20 protein-coding genes are annotated in these 17,543 nt (G+C 58.5%); 8 read left to right on the top strand and 12 right to left on the bottom strand.

Going from position 1 to position 17,543, the window contains the following annotated elements; translation table 11 throughout:
- The 3 genes from ACR0NO_RS19980 to parC form a co-directional block, all read right to left on the bottom strand.
- The coding region (locus ACR0NO_RS19980) for a GTP-binding protein (protein ID WP_170744588.1) at positions 1 to 111 on the bottom strand (111 nt) is incomplete at its 3' end.
- A gap of 115 nt (positions 112 to 226) precedes the next feature.
- Complete coding sequence (locus tag ACR0NO_RS19975) at positions 227 to 817, bottom strand: hypothetical protein (RefSeq protein ID WP_170380416.1); 591 nt, start codon at positions 815 to 817, stop codon at positions 227 to 229.
- A 97-nt stretch (positions 818 to 914) separates the two neighbouring features.
- The gene (gene parC, locus ACR0NO_RS19970) at positions 915 to 3,263 is read right to left on the bottom strand and encodes a DNA topoisomerase IV subunit A (RefSeq protein WP_480725251.1); all 2,349 of its coding nucleotides are present in this window, start codon (positions 3,261 to 3,263) and stop codon (positions 915 to 917) included.
- A gap of 202 nt (positions 3,264 to 3,465) precedes the next feature.
- On the opposite strand from parC, the gene ACR0NO_RS19965 reads away from it, so the two are divergent.
- The 6 genes from ACR0NO_RS19965 (at position 3,466) to ACR0NO_RS19940 (ending at position 7,877) form a co-directional block, all read left to right on the top strand.
- Positions 3,466 to 4,092, top strand: coding sequence for an SH3 domain-containing protein (locus ACR0NO_RS19965; RefSeq protein WP_480725249.1), 627 nt, complete (start codon positions 3,466 to 3,468; stop codon positions 4,090 to 4,092).
- Positions 4,093 to 4,161: 69 nt separating this feature from the next.
- The gene (locus tag ACR0NO_RS19960; RefSeq protein ID WP_480725248.1) at positions 4,162 to 4,989 is read left to right on the top strand and encodes an SDR family NAD(P)-dependent oxidoreductase; all 828 of its coding nucleotides are present in this window, start codon (positions 4,162 to 4,164) and stop codon (positions 4,987 to 4,989) included.
- 79 nt (positions 4,990 to 5,068) lie between these two features.
- The gene (locus tag ACR0NO_RS19955) at positions 5,069 to 5,269 is read left to right on the top strand and encodes a twin transmembrane helix small protein (RefSeq protein ID WP_170380419.1); all 201 of its coding nucleotides are present in this window, start codon (positions 5,069 to 5,071) and stop codon (positions 5,267 to 5,269) included.
- A 2-nt stretch (positions 5,270 to 5,271) separates the two neighbouring features.
- Positions 5,272 to 5,844: a cob(I)yrinic acid a,c-diamide adenosyltransferase gene (locus ACR0NO_RS19950; RefSeq protein WP_170380420.1), complete on the top strand. Its 573-nt coding sequence runs from the start codon at positions 5,272 to 5,274 to the stop codon at positions 5,842 to 5,844.
- 345 nt (positions 5,845 to 6,189) lie between these two features.
- Entirely contained in the window at positions 6,190 to 6,948 is a 759-nt protein-coding gene (locus ACR0NO_RS19945) for an electron transfer flavoprotein subunit beta/FixA family protein (protein WP_170463230.1), read from the top strand.
- Positions 6,948 to 7,877, top strand: a complete 930-nt coding sequence (locus ACR0NO_RS19940) for an electron transfer flavoprotein subunit alpha/FixB family protein (RefSeq protein WP_170380422.1) — start codon at positions 6,948 to 6,950, stop codon at positions 7,875 to 7,877. The genes ACR0NO_RS19945 and ACR0NO_RS19940 overlap by 1 nt, the downstream gene beginning before the upstream one ends.
- 59 nt (positions 7,878 to 7,936) lie before the next feature.
- On the opposite strand, the gene ACR0NO_RS19935 is transcribed toward ACR0NO_RS19940, so the two are convergent.
- A complete protein-coding gene (locus ACR0NO_RS19935; protein WP_480725246.1) occupies positions 7,937 to 8,764 on the bottom strand; it encodes a DUF6473 family protein in 828 nt (275 codons plus the stop codon).
- 173 nt (positions 8,765 to 8,937) lie between these two features.
- Here ACR0NO_RS19935 and ACR0NO_RS19930 point away from each other — a divergent pair, with 173 nt between their 5' ends.
- Complete coding sequence (locus ACR0NO_RS19930; RefSeq protein WP_170474043.1) at positions 8,938 to 9,813, top strand: 3-hydroxybutyryl-CoA dehydrogenase; 876 nt, start codon at positions 8,938 to 8,940, stop codon at positions 9,811 to 9,813.
- A 74-nt stretch (positions 9,814 to 9,887) separates the two neighbouring features.
- On the opposite strand, the gene ACR0NO_RS19925 is transcribed toward ACR0NO_RS19930, so the two are convergent.
- The 8 genes from ACR0NO_RS19925 to ACR0NO_RS19890 are packed head-to-tail and all read right to left on the bottom strand — an operon-like array spanning position 9,888 to position 15,598.
- The gene (locus ACR0NO_RS19925) at positions 9,888 to 10,787 is read right to left on the bottom strand and encodes a lysophospholipid acyltransferase family protein (RefSeq protein WP_170662571.1); all 900 of its coding nucleotides are present in this window, start codon (positions 10,785 to 10,787) and stop codon (positions 9,888 to 9,890) included.
- A 40-nt stretch (positions 10,788 to 10,827) separates the two neighbouring features.
- Complete coding sequence (locus ACR0NO_RS19920) at positions 10,828 to 11,097, bottom strand: HPr family phosphocarrier protein (RefSeq protein ID WP_170380425.1); 270 nt, start codon at positions 11,095 to 11,097, stop codon at positions 10,828 to 10,830.
- Between the two features lie 16 nt (positions 11,098 to 11,113).
- Positions 11,114 to 11,506, bottom strand: a complete 393-nt coding sequence (locus ACR0NO_RS19915; protein ID WP_170474049.1) for a PTS sugar transporter subunit IIA — start codon at positions 11,504 to 11,506, stop codon at positions 11,114 to 11,116.
- A complete protein-coding gene (rapZ, locus tag ACR0NO_RS19910) occupies positions 11,503 to 12,384 on the bottom strand; it encodes an RNase adapter RapZ (protein WP_480725244.1) in 882 nt (293 codons plus the stop codon). The genes ACR0NO_RS19915 and rapZ overlap by 4 nt, the downstream gene beginning before the upstream one ends.
- Entirely contained in the window at positions 12,381 to 12,851 is a 471-nt protein-coding gene (locus ACR0NO_RS19905; RefSeq protein WP_480725242.1) for an HPr kinase/phosphorylase, read from the bottom strand. The genes rapZ and ACR0NO_RS19905 overlap by 4 nt, the downstream gene beginning before the upstream one ends.
- 3 nt (positions 12,852 to 12,854) lie before the next feature.
- Positions 12,855 to 14,573 (bottom strand): sensor histidine kinase, encoded by a 1,719-nt coding sequence (locus tag ACR0NO_RS19900; RefSeq protein ID WP_170641374.1) that lies wholly within the window; start codon positions 14,571 to 14,573, stop codon positions 12,855 to 12,857.
- Positions 14,574 to 14,605: 32 nt separating this feature from the next.
- Positions 14,606 to 15,310 (bottom strand): response regulator transcription factor, encoded by a 705-nt coding sequence (locus tag ACR0NO_RS19895; RefSeq protein WP_170380430.1) that lies wholly within the window; start codon positions 15,308 to 15,310, stop codon positions 14,606 to 14,608.
- Between the two features lie 21 nt (positions 15,311 to 15,331).
- A complete protein-coding gene (locus tag ACR0NO_RS19890; RefSeq protein ID WP_170667983.1) occupies positions 15,332 to 15,598 on the bottom strand; it encodes a hypothetical protein in 267 nt (88 codons plus the stop codon).
- Positions 15,599 to 15,658: 60 nt separating this feature from the next.
- On the opposite strand from ACR0NO_RS19890, the gene ACR0NO_RS19885 reads away from it, so the two are divergent.
- Positions 15,659 to 17,257 carry a phosphoenolpyruvate carboxykinase gene (locus ACR0NO_RS19885; RefSeq protein ID WP_480725240.1) on the top strand — a complete coding sequence of 533 codons (1,599 nt, stop codon included), beginning with the start codon at positions 15,659 to 15,661 and terminating at the stop codon, positions 17,255 to 17,257.
- Positions 17,258 to 17,543 lie beyond the last annotated feature (286 nt).

Raw genomic sequence — 17,543 nt, 5'->3', positions numbered from 1 at the left:
ACCAAAATATTTGGTGATCGCTGCGGTCAGCGTCGTCTTGCCGTGGTCAACGTGGCCAATCGTGCCGATGTTGACGTGCGGTTTTGTACGCTCAAACTTTTCCTTTGCCATTCCTCAGGCGCCCTTTTGCGATTTGGGGGACCCTTGGTCCCGTGGTTACATCTGCGCGCGCGAGATATTTGGTTCAAAGGGGAAAATCAAGCACATCCTGAGGGAAATGCGCCGATCACGCCGGATTTTGCGTGAGCTCACTCGTTTCCAGCGGCTGGATCAGGTCCGGACGCCGATCAAACCAACCATTGTCCTTATGTTCTTCGGCCAGCCACTCTTCGACTCGGTCGGCAACTTTCAGGGCAAGGCCGCTCATCTGCTCTTCTTTTGTGCGAGTATTGCCCGATCCTGTCAGAGCGCTCTCTCCGGTCGTGTCTTCCAAAACCTGGAACTGCTTGCCCTTGGCGAGAAACTCTTTCTTTTTCACGTCATAAACGTTGACCAGAACAATCGCCGTGCTTTTGGGATTGTAGATGACGGGAATGCCCGGAGGCGCCAGCATGTAGCCTTCGAGGCTGATACCGATATCGTATTCCTGTGCGCCTTCATAACGGCCGAGACGGATATCAACCGCGTTCTGAATGGCGTTTTCCCACTCTTTTGGAGTCGCATCGCGCGAGACCGGTCCTTGGCGGGCTTTCTCAGCGAAAGCGTAGTTTACGCGCAGCTTGAACTCCCCCAACGACTCGGGTTCTTCATACACTTGCGTCTGCGTGCAGGCGCCCATGAGGGCCAGTCCAGTAATCAGGGTCAAAATGCGCAGCATGATCTCGTCTCGATAGGCCTGTTTTTCTTTGATCTAGCGCACCGATACGGCATGTGCCAAGCCGTATCGGCGGATTTCGCCCGAAACCCTCGACAGATCACGAGAATTTATAGTCACGCGGGAAACCATAAGGGGGTTTTTTCCCGACGCTGGCGCGTTTGGCCAGCCATTGGGACATATCCGCCTCGTGTCGGGTTTTGTCGCCGCCCATGGACCACTTGAGCCCTTCTTCCCAGTTAAAGGTGGTGATGTCGGACAGGCCGCCATCCAGCTCCAACGTGCCCTGCCGGCCGCGCGCCATATTGTATTTCTGCAAACGCACGCCTTTGCCTCGGGTCATCTCGGGCAGCTCTTCGGTCGGGAAAACCAGGAACTTGCCATTCTGCGAGACTACTGCGACGTGATCGCCTGCGACGGGTTTACAGATCATCGCCGTCTCGTCGCCCTTGACGTTGAGTACCTGTTTCCCGTTGCGGGTCTGCGCCAGCACGTCATCCTCGGGCACCATGAAACCGTTGCCAGCGTCCGAGGCCACCAGCAGCTTGCGCCCCGGTTTGTGGATCAGGATGTCGATGATCTGCGCCTCGTTCGGAAGATCGACCATCAGGCGGAGCGGCTCACCCATGCCCCGCCCGCCGGGCAGGTTGGCGGCACTGACGGTGTAGAAGCGTCCGTTCGAGGCAAAGACCAGCAACCGATCCGTGGTTTCCGCATGGAAGATGAACCGGGGGCCGTCACCGTCTTTGAACTTTAATTCACGCTTGAGGTCGATGTGACCGGTCATGGCCCGAATCCAGCCCATCTGAGAGCAGACCACCGTGATCGGTTCCTTATCGATCATCGCCTCAAGCGGCACTTCCTCGACCTGTCCGGCCTCGGCGAACCGGGTACGGCGCGCGCCGCCTTCGTAGTCTTTGCCGAAGGTCTTCTTGGTCTCTTTCAACTGCTCGGCGATCTTGGCCCATTGCAGAGCGGGATCGGCCAGTAGGTCTTCGAGATTGGCGCGCTCCAGCATCAACTCGTCGCGTTCGCGGACCAGTTCCATCTCTTCCAGACGGCGCAGACTGCGCAGGCGCATATTGAGAATCGCGTCGACCTGAACTTCAGACAACTCACCCTCACCCGGTTTGGGTGTGATGTAGTCGGATTCGTCCGTGGCGCGGACGTGATCAACACCCCAATCCTCGCGCATCAGCGCGGCTTTGGGGTCATCGTCGTAACGAATGATGTCGATCACCCGATCAAGGTTGAGGAAGGCGACGATAAAGCCCTCCAATACCTCCAACCGATGGTCGATCTTCGCCATGCGGTGACGCGAGCGGCGGATCAGGACCTCTTGCCGGTGATCAAGGAAAGCGCGCAGCACTTCCTTCATCGAGCAGACCTTGGGCGTCACACCGTCGATCAGCACGTTCATGTTCAGGCTGAACCGCACCTCAAGGTCCGAGTTGCGATAAAGCATGCCCATCAGCACCTCGGGGTCGACGTTTTTGGAACGCGGCTCAAGGATCAGGCGGATGTCATCGGCGGATTCGTCCCGTACATCGGCGAGGATCGGGATTTTCTTGGTCTGGATCAGTTCCGCGATCTTCTCGATCAGCTTGGACTTCTGGACCTGATACGGGATCTCGGTGACGACGATCTGCCATTGGCCACGGCCCAGATCCTCGACTTCGAACTTGCACCGCAGCCGGAAGGACCCGCGCCCGGTGCGATAGGCTTGCGCGATATTCTCGGGCGGCTCAACGATGACGCCGCCGGTCGGGAAATCCGGGCCGGGCACATAGTTCAACAGCGTATCGTCACGCGCATCCGGCGTTTTGATCAGATGCAGACAGGCGTCACATAGCTCAGAGATATTGTGCGGCGGGATATTCGTCGCCATACCCACCGCAATGCCGCTGGCACCGTTTGCCAGCAGGTTCGGGAACTGAGCGGGCAGCACGACCGGCTCGGTCAGCGTGCCATCATAGTTGTCACGGAAACCAACGGCGTCCTCGTTTAGACCCTCAAGCAGCGCCTCGGCCACGATGGTCATCCGGGCTTCGGTGTATCGCGAGGCCGCCGGGTTATCGCCGTCGATATTGCCAAAGTTCCCCTGCCCGTCGACCAGCGGGTAGCGGACGTTGAAGTCCTGCGCCAGACGCGCCATCGCGTCGTAGATCGCGGCGTCACCATGCGGGTGATAGTTACCCATCACATCGCCCGAGATCTTCGCGGACTTCCGGAAACCTCCGGTTGCACTGAGTCGCAGTTCCCTCATCGCATAGAGGATTCGCCTGTGAACCGGTTTCAAACCATCACGCGCATCCGGCAGGGCGCGGTGCATGATGGTGGACAGCGCATAGGTCAGATAGCGCTCACCAATTGCGCGGCGTAGCGGTTCGGCTACCTCGCCCCCATTGTCAGGGGCCTCCATGTTGGGGTCGTCGATCGTATCGTTCATATATGATGTGATACGACGCAAGCGCGGCTTGGTAAAGCAACCAAGACTTATTTTACTGGGGACAAGTCGCGCTTTTTGCAACAGGGGGAGGCAACCCACGGATTTCCCCCATTTTTCGACTCCCGCCTCGAACTATGCTATGCTCTCATGAATTAAACTGCTGCCAATTCTTGTATTTACGATTTCTTCGGGGGGAAGCGTCATGACGCGCCTGATACTTGTTACTTTCGCCGCCCTGGGATGGGCCTTCTACGTCATGAGCGGTGGCCCCGACTTTGAGCCGCGCGGCCTGCGCAGTGACAATCCGCAGCGCATGGCTGCCACGTTCGAACCTGCACCGAAGGCGACGCCTCTGGCAGCCGCTCCGGTTGCGGAATTGGTGACCCGCGCCGCAGTTCAACCCATCCCCGTTATTGAGTTTATTGCAGAACCCGAACCTGTTCTGGGCGAGGAAGAAACCAAGGCGCTTCTGTCTCAGGTTGCAGCCGGACTGCAGGCGAATCCGTCTCTGTTCGAAGATCAGGATGTCACGCTTACGCTGGCCTCACTGGAAGGCGGCGTGACGGCGATGCAGCAAGTCACAACCGACGCGGAACCCGCCGTGACCCCTGTCCCGGAACCCGAAAAGGACATCCGCGAAATCTCTGGCACCCGCGTGAACATGCGTGACGGTCCGGGCACGATCTATCCCATCATCGGCAAGGCCACGATCGGGCAACGGGTCGAGGTCCTGAGCGATTCCGGCACGGGTTGGTTGCGCACACGCGTGTTTCCCGGGCAACAGGTCGGATGGATTTCGGCATCACTGGTCCGCAAAACCACAAACTGACGTCCGGGCGTCATTGCCCTGTTTCCTCTCGCAGCCTAGGTGTTGGGGACGTTGAGGTTCGGGGCCATCATGCAGAAATCAATTCTTATTACCGGCTGCTCGTCCGGCATCGGCCTGGATGCAGCACACGGTATGCGTGCACGCGGTTGGCGCGTCTTTGCCTCGTGCCGCCAGCAGCGTGATTGCGACAGGCTGCGCGCGCAGGGATTTGAAAGCCCACGAATCGACTATCAGGACACGGACAGCATCAAAGCCGGACTGGCCGAGGTTCTTGAGGCCACCGGAGGCACTTTGGACGCCCTGTTCAACAACGGGGCGCACGGACTGCCCGGCGCGGTCGAAGATGTGCCGACCGACGGTTTGCGGTTCATCTTCGAGTCGAATGTCTTCGGCTGGCACGAGCTGACGCGGCAGGTCATTCCCGTCATGCGCGAACAGGGTCATGGGCGCATTGTCCAGAACTCCTCAGTTCTGGGGCTGGTCGCATTCCCCTGGCGCGGCGCCTATGTCGCCACCAAATATGCGATCGAAGGTCTGACCGACACGATGCGCCTGGAACTGCGCGGCAGTGGCGTCAAGGTCATCCTGATTGAACCCGGTCCGATCACGTCGAAAATCCGCGAAAAGGCGATTCCGGTGTTCGAGCGCTTCGTGGATTGGGAGAACTCGGTCTTGCGTGACAGGTATGAGGCATCTTTGCTGAAACGGCTCTACGAAGGCTCGGGGCCTGACTCGTTCGAACTGCCCGCCTCGGCCGTGACCAGCAAGCTGGCCCATGCGGTCGAAGCGAAACGGCCCAAGGCGCGCTATTACGTGACGACTCCGACCTATATTGCGGGCTATTTGCGGCGAATTCTGCCAACAAAAGCCATCGACCGCATCCTGTCAGACATCTGAGGCAAAATTTCCCGTTCGCTTTTGGCCTGGCAGGCGCTAGATCAGGCGCACCCAAAGAAAAAGCGGACGGTGACTGACGATGGACCCTTTGATGGTCGTTTTGCTCTTGGCGATGGCGGCGGTTGTCGTCGTGCTAACCCTTGGAATCGCAAATTTCGGTAAAAGCGGCATGGATGCCGCCAAGAAAAGCAATAAAATGATGCGCCTGCGCATCCTCTTTCAATTCATTGCCGTATTGCTGATTGTGCTTTACGTCTTCTTGCGCGGACAAGGAGTTTGAAGATGGTCGTTCTGAACAAAATCTACACGCGCACGGGCGATGACGGAAAAACCGCTTTGGGCAATGGCGAACGGGTTGCGAAATACTCGGGCCGCGTGGCCGCATATGGCACGGTTGATGAGCTGAACGCCTTTGTCGGTGTTGCCCGGACCGAAGCCGAGGGCGAAACTGACGCCGCGCTGGCCCGCATTCAAAACGACCTGTTCGATCTGGGGGCTGATTTTTGCCGCCCCGACATGGAAAAAGACGCCGAGGCCGACTACCCGCCGTTGCGCATCGCGCCTGCCCAGATCGACCGGCTAGAGGCTGAAATCGACGCTATGAATGCTGATCTGGAACCGCTACGCAGCTTCATCCTGCCCGGCGGCTCGGCTCTGGCGGCGCATCTGCATGTCTGCCGCACCGTCTCGCGCCGAGCCGAGCGTTTGGCGGTTGAGCTGACCAATATGGAGCCTGTCAACGAGGTCGCGGTCAAATACCTGAACCGTCTGAGCGATTGGTTCTTCGTCGCCGCCCGCTGCGCCAACAACAGCGGCAAGGATGATGTCTTGTGGGTTCCGGGAGCGAACCGCTGAAAGCGGCGGGACGTCCAGTGGACGTCCCGGCGACCGGAAGGTCGGAGCCCCGGCCCAAAGAACGGTTGCTAAGTGTCATTTACTCGGTGTCCCGCTGACCAGAACAATCAACCTACTGGTTTCGGCTGGTCAGGTTAGCCACCGGCAACCAAATCCCACCATCGACGGCTAACCGCCAAAAAACTCTGCTCCCTATTCGTCAAAAAACACAAAACGCGACGTCTCAAGCCCATGACGTGACGATTTTGCTCTGTTGTCGATGAGATTGAGGCGCTATCTAGTCCCGCGAGAGCATTGGTGGAGTCGCGACGCGGCTTGCCGTTTTTGTAAGGAGCGAACGCAAAAATGAAGGTACTTGTGCCTGTCAAGCGCGTGATTGACTACAACGTTAAGGTCCGTGTTAAGGCGGATGGCAGCGGTGTTGATCTCGCCAATGTAAAAATGTCGATGAACCCGTTCGACGAGATTGCGGTTGAAGAGGCGATCCGCCTGAAAGAAGCAGGCAAGGCTGACGAAGTCGTTGCTGTTTCGATCGGCGTGAAGCAGGCGCAGGAAACGCTGCGGACTGCTCTGGCCATGGGTGCGGATCGCGCCATTCTGGTTGTTGCCGCGGATGACGTCCACACGGATATCGAGCCTCTGGCCGTTGCGAAAATCCTGGCCAAAGTGGTCGAGGAAGAGCAGCCGGGTATCGTTCTGGCGGGCAAGCAGGCGATCGACAATGACATGAACGCCACCGGCCAGATGCTGTCGGCCCTATTGGGCTGGAGCCAGGGCACCTTCGCCTCCGAGCTGGACATCGAAGGCGACACCGCCAAAATCACCCGTGAGGTTGACGGCGGTCTGCAGACCATCAACGTCAAGATGCCGACCATCGTGACCGTTGACCTGCGCCTGAACGAGCCGCGCTATGCTTCGCTGCCGAACATCATGAAGGCGAAGAAAAAGCCGCTGGATGAGAAAACCGCTGCCGATTACGGCGTCGACGTCACTCCGCGTCTGGAAATCGTCAAAACCGATGAGCCGCCGGCGCGTGCCGCTGGTATCGTCGTCGGCTCGGTTGATGAGCTGGTCTCGAAACTCAAAGAAGCGGGGGCTGTGTAATGGCTGTACTTCTGCTTGCCGAAGTCAACAATGGCGAACTGTCGCTGGACGCCACCGCCAAGGCCGTGTCCGCTGCGAAATCGCTGGGTGATGTGACCGTTCTGGCCGCGGGTGGTTCTGCCGCTGCTGCCGGCGAGGCTGCTGCCAAGATCGACGGCGTGTCCAAGGTTCTGGTTGCTGAAGACGAGTCGCTGGGCCACCGCCTGGCCGAATCGACCGCAGCACTGATCGTAGGTCTGGCCGATGGCTATGAGCACATCGTTGCCCCTGCCACCACCGACGCCAAGAACGTCATGCCGCGCGTTGCTGCGCTGCTGGACGTGATGGTGATCTCGGATGCGTCCGGCGTGGTTGACGGCTCGACCTTCGAGCGTCCGATCTATGCGGGCAACGCTATCCAGACCGTCAAGTCGAACGACGCCAAGAAAGTCGTCACCTTCCGAACCGCTTCCTTTGATGCGGCAGGCGAAGGCGGTTCGGCTGCGGTTGAGACCATCTCGGTTGGCGAAAACCCCGGCCTGTCGTCCTGGGTTGAGGACAAGGTTGCCGAGAGCGACCGTCCCGAGTTGACCTCGGCTGGTGTTGTTGTTTCGGGCGGCCGTGGTGTTGGCTCGGAAGAAGACTTCAAATTGATCGAGACTCTGGCTGACAAGCTCGGCGCCGCTGTTGGCGCGTCGCGTGCCGCCGTGGACTCGGGCTATGCCCCGAACGATTGGCAGGTGGGTCAGACCGGTAAGGTTGTTGCACCGGACCTGTATGTCGCCGTCGGCATCTCGGGCGCGATCCAGCACTTGGCTGGTATGAAGGACTCGAAGGTCATCGTTGCGATCAACAAAGACGAAGAAGCACCGATCTTCCAGGTTGCTGACTTCGGTCTGGTTGCTGACCTGTTCCAGGCCGTACCCGAACTGACCGAGAAACTCGGCTGATCGAACCAAGCGGTCGCTTGGAAAACCATTGTAAGGCCCGCCCCCTCGGCGGGCCTTTTTCAATGCAAATCACGGATCGATCGGGAAAGCGCTTCTGCGATCCGACGATGGGTCGCCGGGCCGATCATATGTTCGGCCATAGGCTGCTGAAGGGTCCCGAACAGCATATCCTCCAACTCATCCGATTCGCCGGAGATCCGGACTGACATCAAAACGACATCCGCACTGTACGGCCTCAGTGCGTCCATCATCTCGGTATCAACAAAGACGGGTTCACAGCCCAGCGGCCCGGCAACCTCATGGGCGATTTCGCCATCGACCTGCAGGTTCAGCAAAACGACCGGAGGCCGGACCTCCTGTAGAAAAGCGCCAAGCGTCTCGACCCACTTTTTGCGCAACTCGTGGGTGACGATTTCGAAGCGTGCGTCCGAATAGGAATGCAACAGCCCCAGCAAGTGACGCACAAAATGGACGTCCGTAAAATCCACCTCAGGGTAAAGCGTCAGCAGGTCCGGTGTAGGAGACAGAAACCGGTCATTGCGGCGCGGATGCACCCGGTAAAAGCGATTCGATTGCCCCAGCGCCCCCGGCAATTGCAGCACGCAAAGATCGGAATCATTCGCCAGCTCAACCAAGGTGGAATCGCCGCACAGCGCCTCAACGCCACAAAGAAGACTGCCAAAATTGACGCATTTGCGGTCCAGCAAGCCTTCGAGAATCGCGGCATAGGGGTGCTCAACGAACCTCCCAAAGGTCTCATCCCCTCCGATACATGCCAGATAGGAGCCGTCCAATGCGCGCGACGGCCCCCGGAACCGTAGTTTTGACTCCCCATACTGACAGATGCTGTCTTCGGGCACTGCTGCGCCCGTTTGATGATAGCTCATATCACTCACCCAATTTTTCACCCGGTTGCCATCTTGCCGTCGCAAGTCTTGCGAAATTGCTAATGCGCGGATTTGAGGCAAGTTTGACCGGTCCGCAGACCTCTGATGCCTCTTGCCGCCCGCCCCAAACTGCCGGTAATGTCGCGGCGAGCTGAGAGCAGAGGCACCAGAGCATGGAAATCAAATCGGTCGGAGTGATTGGCGCAGGCCAGATGGGCAACGGGATCGCGCATGTTCTGGCCTTGGCCGGCTATGACGTTCTGGTCAATGACGTCAACAAGGACGCCCTGGACAATGCCGTTAAGACGATTGAGGGCAATCTGGCGCGTCAGGCTTCACGCGGGAAGATCTCGGACGAGGCTGTGCAAGCCGCTTTGGGGCGGATCACCACCACGCTGGAATTGCCACGTCTGGGCCAGACCGATCTGGTGATCGAGGCCGCGACCGAGCGTGAGACGATAAAACAGGCGATCTTTGAGGATCTGCAACCGCATTTGCTGCCGCATACAATCCTGACCTCGAATACGTCTTCGATCTCGATCACACGTCTGGCCAGCCGGACCGACCGACCAGAGCGGTTCATGGGGTTCCATTTCATGAACCCGGTGCCCGTCATGCAACTGGTCGAGCTGATCCGAGGGATTGCCACAGACGAAGAGACCTATAACGCCTGCAAGGCCGTGGTCGACAAGCTTGGCAAAACCGCTGCTAGCGCCGAGGATTTCCCGGCCTTTATCGTGAACCGTATTCTGATGCCGATGATCAACGAGGCGGTCTATACGCTCTATGAAGGTGTGGGGAGCGTTCAATCCATCGACCAATCGATGAAGCTGGGCGCCAATCACCCGATGGGGCCGCTGGAACTGGCCGACTTCATTGGGCTCGACACCTGTCTGGCCATCATGAACGTGCTGCATGATGGGCTGGCGGATACCAAGTATCGCCCCTGCCCGCTGCTGACGAAATATGTCGAGGCCGGTTGGCTGGGGCGTAAGACCCAGCGTGGATTCTACGACTATCGCGGCGACGTGCCGGTTCCGACCCGCTAAGAGGGGGCCAGCCCCCTCGCCCGGATTTCATCCGGTCTCACGCCCGGGATATTTTAGCCAGATGAAGGAGCGGATCAGCGCTTTGCTATGCCGCCCAAAGACATCGTGTGGTTTCGCAGCCACGCCATGAAACCGCGCGGGTCGCGTTCGAGCAGCTGCATGTCTTCGCCCGAGATCGGCTCTCCGATCACCGGGGATTGGGGCTTGTTGCAGGAGCGGACGATCTCATGCAGCAACAAGCCCTGCCGCAGGATCGGCGAGAGTTTGTTGGCGATCTGATAGGCGCGCGAGTTGCGGCCGGGGAAGTAGATCGGCACCACGGTCGCGCCTGAACGGCGTATCATCTTGGCGGTGAAGACGTTCCATTCGCGTTCAATCGCCGGCCCGAACCAATCATCCGAGGACATCACTACACCCGAGGGGAACAGGGCGACCACGCCGCCCTCTTTCAGGTGGTCCATCGCCTTGGTCCGCATTTCCAGCATTTTGGTTTGCGCTTCAGGATCATGCGGGAAGGGAACCGGGATCATAAACGAGGTCGCGGCCTCATCCAGGCCAGTCAGAACCGAGCGGGTCAGAATACGGTAGTCGCTACGGACACGTCCAATCAGTTCAGCGAAAATCATGCCGTCCACCATGCCATGAGGATGGTTGGCGACAACGACAACGGGGCCGGTTTTGGGAATACGTGCGATCTGTTCCTCGGGTGTGGTGAGGGTGATCCCCATCGTCTTGAGCGCCCCACCCCAGAACCGCTGGCCACGATACTGCTCGTTTTTCTTTTCGAATTTATTGACCATCCGAAGAATGGTCAGCTTGCCAGTACACCATTCGATGGCGCGGATTGCCGTCGCTGTCCAGGCATCGTCGAACGAATTGGCATAGGTCAGGGTTCTACGGTCGTAGACCTCGCCCTGATCTTCGGTCCCGTTGACAACGGGGCCTGTCTTGGTGTCGTGCGTTGTTTCCGCCAATTCTTGGTCTTCCCGTTCTTCCTGTCCCGGCGGGGTGGCTTTAGAACCCCTCGCCGAACTTGTCGTTCACAAGCGTTTCCAAGGCTTCTGCCAATGCCTCAGCATCCGGCCCGGAGGTCTCGACGTCAATAGTGGTTCCGCGCGAGGCTGCCAACATCAAAAGGCCCATGATACTGTCGCCTGATGCAGAAAGTCCGTCCTTGGAGACTTCGGCACTTGCATCGAAACCTTCTACTACCTCAACCAGCTTGGCCGAGGCGCGGGCGTGCAGGCCCTTTTCATTGATGATTTTCAAGCTTCGATTGGTCATTTCAATACGTCCGGTCCTAATCCAATGTCACATTTTGCGCATTGATGTACTTGCGTCCAGCCTCCATCGCGTGACGCACGGCATCGGCTACGGGCAAGTGGCGACTTTTGGCCAGTTTGATTAGCATGGGAAGGTTCGCGCCATACAAAATGCGCCGATCCTGCGGCGCACAGGCCCGGAGGCTAAGGTTCGACGGGCTGCCACCGAACAGGTCTGTGACAATCACCACACCGCCACCCATATCAACGTCATTTGCGGCGCGGCAGATTTCGGCCTGCTTTTCATCGCGGTCATGATCGGCTTCGATCGCAATCGCGACCAGGCCGGGCTGAGGCCCGACAACATGCTGCATGGCGGCCAGATACTCTTTGGCCAACCCTCCATGCGCTACGATCACTATCCCGATCAATCCGGCCTCACATTCAATGCGCGTCGTTCCATCTCGCGGTGCCTAATTGCCACCTGCTGCCCCCTGTCTGCAAGGGCTTTCGCAATCGCCTCGGCCAAAGCGACAGATCTGTGCTGGCCGCCGGTACACCCGAAAGCAACCGACAGGTGCGCTTTACCCTCGGCGCGAAAGGCAGGCAGCAGAAGGTCCAGCATTCCCATCACCCGGTCAAAGAACGGAGCGTAGTTCTTGTCATTTTGGACATAGCGCGCCACGTCAGCGTTTCGACCATCAGCAGCACGCAATTCGGGGCGCCAGTAAGGATTGGCCAGAAAACGGCAATCAAACACCATGTCGAGGCCGCGCGGCAGGCCGCGCTTATACGAGAAGGACTCGATCGAGACCGCAAGATGGCGGCCACCTTGTGGGGCGAACCAGTGTTCGACCTCTTCGCGCAGTTGGTGAACATTCAGGGCGCTGGTGTCGATCAGGGTATCGGCGATTTCGCGAATTGGGGCCAGCAGTTCTTTTTCTTGGCGCACGCCGGTTTCAGGGCCCGCGTCCTTCGCCACAGGGTGACGCCTGCGGGTTTCCGAGAAGCGGCGCAGAAGAACCTCATCACTGCAATCCAGATAGAGGACGGTCAGGTCAACCTGTTCCATACGGCCCAGCTTGGCGGCCAGTTCGATGAAGCCGATGGTCGAGAAATCCCGGTTACGCGCATCAATCCCCAACGCCATGGGTCGATCATCCCTCGCGCCTTCCAACAGGCGCGTCAGCAGGCCCATGGGCAGATTGTCTATCGCCTCGAACCCCAAATCCTCAAGCACGTGAATGGCTGTCGATCGTCCTGCCCCGGACGGGCCAGTCACCAGAACGATCCGCCGTTGCGCTGTCATGTGCTGGTCCATTCCGGGTCTACGCGCCCCATTTTAAGCAATTGCATCAGTGCTTCGGCCAAATTGGGCACGCCGGCACCAAACAACAAGGGTACATAGTGCCCCAGCAACTGCAAAGTAACGGGTTCTGGCAGGCGGGCGGGCTGCGTCTGGTCCATGTCGAGCACATAATCCAAAGCCACCGGGCCGCAAGGGGCGGCGCGCAATAGCCCGATGCCACGCGCCTCGATCAAACCCGCAATCCGCTTTGGTGCGGCAGCAATAACCGCGCCCTCGTCCCGGCGCAGATCGACCCGGTCGTCGGCAACCAGATCAGCCCCAAGGGCCATCATGCGAAGGGCGAGTGAGGATTTACCCGATCCAGAAGCCCCAATGATAAGAAGCCCCCGCCCCTGAACCGCGACACTGGTAGCGTGAATACAGGCGCTGTCTTTATCCGCAATGTCTGAAAGCGTCTGACTGCACATGTCCTAGACAGGAAGCCCTACGACGAAACGCGCGCCCAACGGCTCCGAGGTGACATCGGCTTCGGTCGGTCGGATATTCTCGGCCCAGATCACGCCACCATGTGCCTCGACAATCTGTTTCGAGATCGCCAACCCGAGGCCCGAGTTATTGCCAAAATGCTCCTCGGGGCGCTCAGAGTAGAAGCGTTTGAAGACCTTGGTCAGAGCCTGTTCTGGTATGCCGGGGCCTGTGTCTTCGACAACGACAAGCACACGGTGGTCGCGTTGACGTACCCAAACGCGGATCGCATCGCCCTCCTCGCAGAAGGAGATCGCATTGGTGATCAGATTGACGAAAACCTGGGCCAAGCGCGCCTCAAGCCCATTGATCACGATCGGGTCGGCGGGTAGATCGGTGGCGTATTCAATGCCCTTAGACTTGGCATCTTCGCCCAGAAACTGACCCAAATTGTCCAGCAGTTTCAGCAGGTCAAAGGGCTGCTCAGCCTCTTTCACAAGCTCCGCATCCAGCCGCGAGGCGTTAGAGATGTCGCTGACCAGACGGTCGAGACGCCGCACGTCATGTTCGATGACTCCCATCAGCTTTTCGCGCTGATCGTCGCGCTTGACCATCCGCAGCGTTCCCACGGCGGATTGAAGACTGGCCAGCGGGTTCTTGATCTCATGCGCCACGTCGGCCGCGAACTGTTCATTTGCGTCAATCCGGTTGTAGAGTGCCGTGACCATGCCCCGCAGCGCCAGGCTAAGGCGACCAATCTCATCGGGACGCGCGCTGAGGTCCGGGATACGAATGCGGCCCGGATTAACGCCTGTACCCCGGTCCTTGCCCATCTCGGCCGCGGCGGCCAGATCGGCCAGCGGATTGGCAATGGTCGACGCCAGAACAAGGCTGAGACCGACCGAGACCAGCAGAGCCACAACAAACATTTGCAGGATCCGCTCCTGCTCTCGCCGGGCCAGCGCGTCGATCTCACCTGCCGGTCCGGTTATGGCAACAGCTCCAACCGTCGTGTCGTTGAACACGATGGGAGCGGCGGCAACGATCACCGTCTCTTCCATCTCGTCCTGCACAGCTTGCACCTGTGTTCTGCCGCCAAGCGTATCAGGGATGATGGATTGCACCCGTTGGGCCAGTGTCGGGGCCTCGTCAGTCGTTGACCAGTTGAATACCCGGGACACCCCGGTCCATACCGCATTCAAAGCGTCACTGATAACGGTGCTTCCGGTTTGGATGTCCGCCTCTGATTGCAGGATGGTTGACAGATCCACCGCAACTGAGGCACCCCGCGTCCAGCCGATCAACGTGCCGCTGGCGTCGTAGACGAAAACTTCGCCACCTTCTGGTAGGCTTAACCCTGCCAGCGTGTCACCCACATCCAGCACCCGCGGATTCTGAGCGCCCGCGGCTGCGTTCTGACGGATCTGAGCCTCGAACACGTTGCTGACCAGCTGCGCATCACCCATCAGGTTGCGCGCGGTTTGCTGAACCTGTTCCTTCCGAGAATCGTCCAGATACAAAAGCCCGGTCACCAGAATGACCAAAGCGATCAGGTTGAAGGTGACGATCTTGCGCGCCAAAGGCGAGCCACGCAGAGAAAACAGGTTCCTCCGCGACCGCTTTTCTCGCAGTTCAGCAGACTCGGGGTCTTGTGGGATAACCCAGTCATCCCCGATGACGACATCACCGTCGTGCAGCTCGTCAAATTGGTCAGTGTCACGCACGGGACCACAATACCTTCAAACGGGGCGCGTGCCTATTCTTCGTTGTAGCGGTAGCCGATGCCATAGAGCGTCTCGATGGCCGAGAACTCAGGATCAGCGGCGCGCATCTTCTTGCGAAGGCGTTTGATGTGGCTGTCGATGGTGCGGTCGTCGACATAGACCTGATCGTCATAGGCCACATCCATCAGCTGGTCGCGGCTTTTGACGAAGCCAGGGCGTTGCGCCAGGGCCTGCAGAAGCAGAAACTCGGTCACGGTCAACGAGACATCATTGCCCTTCCAGGTCACCGCATGGCGCAGCGGGTCCATCCGCAACTCACCACGTTCCATGACCTTCGCATCACCTGTGCTAACCGCAGCGCTATCGCCCTCGGTGGCTTCCTGACGACGCAGCAAGGCGCGAATACGTTCGACCAAAAGGCGTTGCGAAAACGGCTTCTTCACATAGTCATCCGCGCCCATGCGCAGACCCAGAACCTCGTCGATCTCATCATCCTTGGAGGTTAGAAAGATAACCGGCATCTGGGTTTTCTGGCGCAGCCGCTGCAACAGATCCATCCCGTCCATCCGCGGCATCTTGATATCCAGAACAGCCATATCGGGCAGCTTTTTATTGAAAGCATCCAGCGCAGCCTGACCGTCATTATACGTTTCAACCTCGAAACCCTCGGCTTCGAGCGTCATGGATACCGACGTCAGAATGTTTCTATCGTCATCCACTAGTGCAATCTTTGACATTGGGGTCACCCCTATTCCTGCTCATATACGCAATAATACGCTTTTTTGTAGGATATTGTTGGCGGTTTTAAGGCGCCGAATCAATCCGTAACCACGAATCAAGCCTTTCTTGCGGCAGTTCTGCGGCAAAAATGCCTTGCTGACCGCAAAATGCTGCCCGGTTTTCCGACAGGAAATTTGTGATGGCGCTAAACCTGAACTTGGTTGCGCTAACTGCGTCAAAGCCTCCTGTTCATGCCCCAAACGACCATGATAAGAGGACGCCTGTCCGCCGGAGTCGTCCGGCATGATTGCCCCAAGAGCGCACCGGGCCGAACTGCCTCCGCGCCGCCACAGGAGAAGACACACATGACATCTGGACGGGTTAACCCGCAATTCCGCCTCGAAGATCAGGGCATCGAGGGTCTGGGCAATGTCTATTACAACTTCATGGAACCGGCGCTGATCGAAGAAGCGCTGAAGCGCGGCGAAGGCACTCTTGGCAATGGCGGGGCCTTTCTGGTCACCACCGGCAAGTTCACTGGCCGTTCGCCAAAAGACAAGCATGTCGTCAAAACCGACAGCGTCGCCGACAGCATTTGGTGGGAAAACAACGCCGCCATGAGCCCCGAAGGCTTTGACGCACTGTACGAAGACATGCTGGCCCATATGAAAGGCCGCGACTACTTCGTGCAGGACCTCGTTGGCGGGGCCGATCCTACATACTCGATCAACGTGCGCATGGTAACCGAGCTGGCCTGGCACAACCTGTTCATCCGCCATCTGCTGCGCCGCCCGGATCGCGAAGATCTGGATTATTTCACGGCTGACTTCACCATCATCAACTGCCCCAGCTTCAAGGCGGATCCCGCGAAGCACAATTGCCGTAGCGAGACTGTGATTGCACTGAACTTCGACCGCAAGCTGATCCTGATCGGCGGCACCGAATACGCGGGTGAGAACAAGAAATCCGTCTTCACCCTTCTGAACTACATGCTGCCGGAAAAAGGCGTGATGCCAATGCACTGCTCGGCCAACCACGCCGTTGGCAACCCGGTCGACACTGCCGTCTTCTTCGGCCTGTCCGGCACCGGCAAGACCACCTTGTCCGCCGATCCAGCACGCATTCTGATTGGTGACGACGAACATGGCTGGTCGGATCGTGGCACCTTCAACTTTGAAGGCGGCTGCTATGCCAAGACCATCAACCTGAACGCCGAGGCTGAGCCCGAGATCTACGCGACGACGTCGAAATTCGGAACCGTGATCGAGAACATGGTCTTCGATCCCGAAACCAAGGAACTTGATTTCGACGATGACTCGCTGACAGCGAACATGCGCTGTGCCTACCCGCTGGATTATATCTCGAACGCATCCAGCAGCGCTCTGGGTGGTCACCCGAAGAACATCATCATGCTGACCTGTGACGCATTTGGCGTTCTGCCTCCGATCGCACGGCTGACACCGGCGCAGGCGATGTATCACTTCCTGTCGGGCTTCACCTCTAAGGTGGCAGGTACCGAACGTGGCGTGACCGAGCCGCAACCGACCTTCTCGACCTGCTTTGGCGCGCCGTTCATGCCGCGCCGCCCTGAGGCCTATGGCAACCTGCTGCGTGACAAGATCGCCCAGCATGGCGCGACCTGCTGGCTGGTCAACACCGGCTGGACCGGTGGCGCCTACGGGATTGGCAGCCGGATGCCGATCAAGGCAACCCGCGCCCTGCTGACTGCTGCGCTGGACGGTTCGCTGGCCGATGCCGAGTACCGCAAGGATGCCAATTTCGGCTTCGACGTGCCTGTCTCGGTTCCCGGAGTGCCTGAGGTTCTGCTGGATCCGCGCCGCACCTGGGATGATCAGGTTGCGTTCGACAAGCAGGCAGAGAAGCTGGTGCAGATGTTTGCGGAGAACTTTGAACAGTACATTCCGTTCATCGACGAAGACATCAAGGCTGTTGCCATCGGCTGACCTGAATCAAGGGCGCTTCGGCGCCCTTTTCTATGCCAGAGCGTTCACCTTCCGGTTACCGCGCGGAAACAGCATATACAAATGCGTTGTTCCGAAGTTTCCGATACGCTACAGTCGATACATTAAATTGGCCCGGAGCTTTTGCACCGGGCCGAATCTTAAAATAACCTTTGGGCAGCTCATGCGCGGACACTCACACCAGCGAATTGGGCAACCTAATCACGACGCTAGTCTAAGTAGATGGGGTAAAGTGTCAATATGAAACCAACCAGACACCACGGTGTTT

It is taken from the genome of Ruegeria sp. CL3 (assembly GCF_056536505.1).
This window is presented reverse-complemented; position numbering and strand designations above follow the sequence as displayed.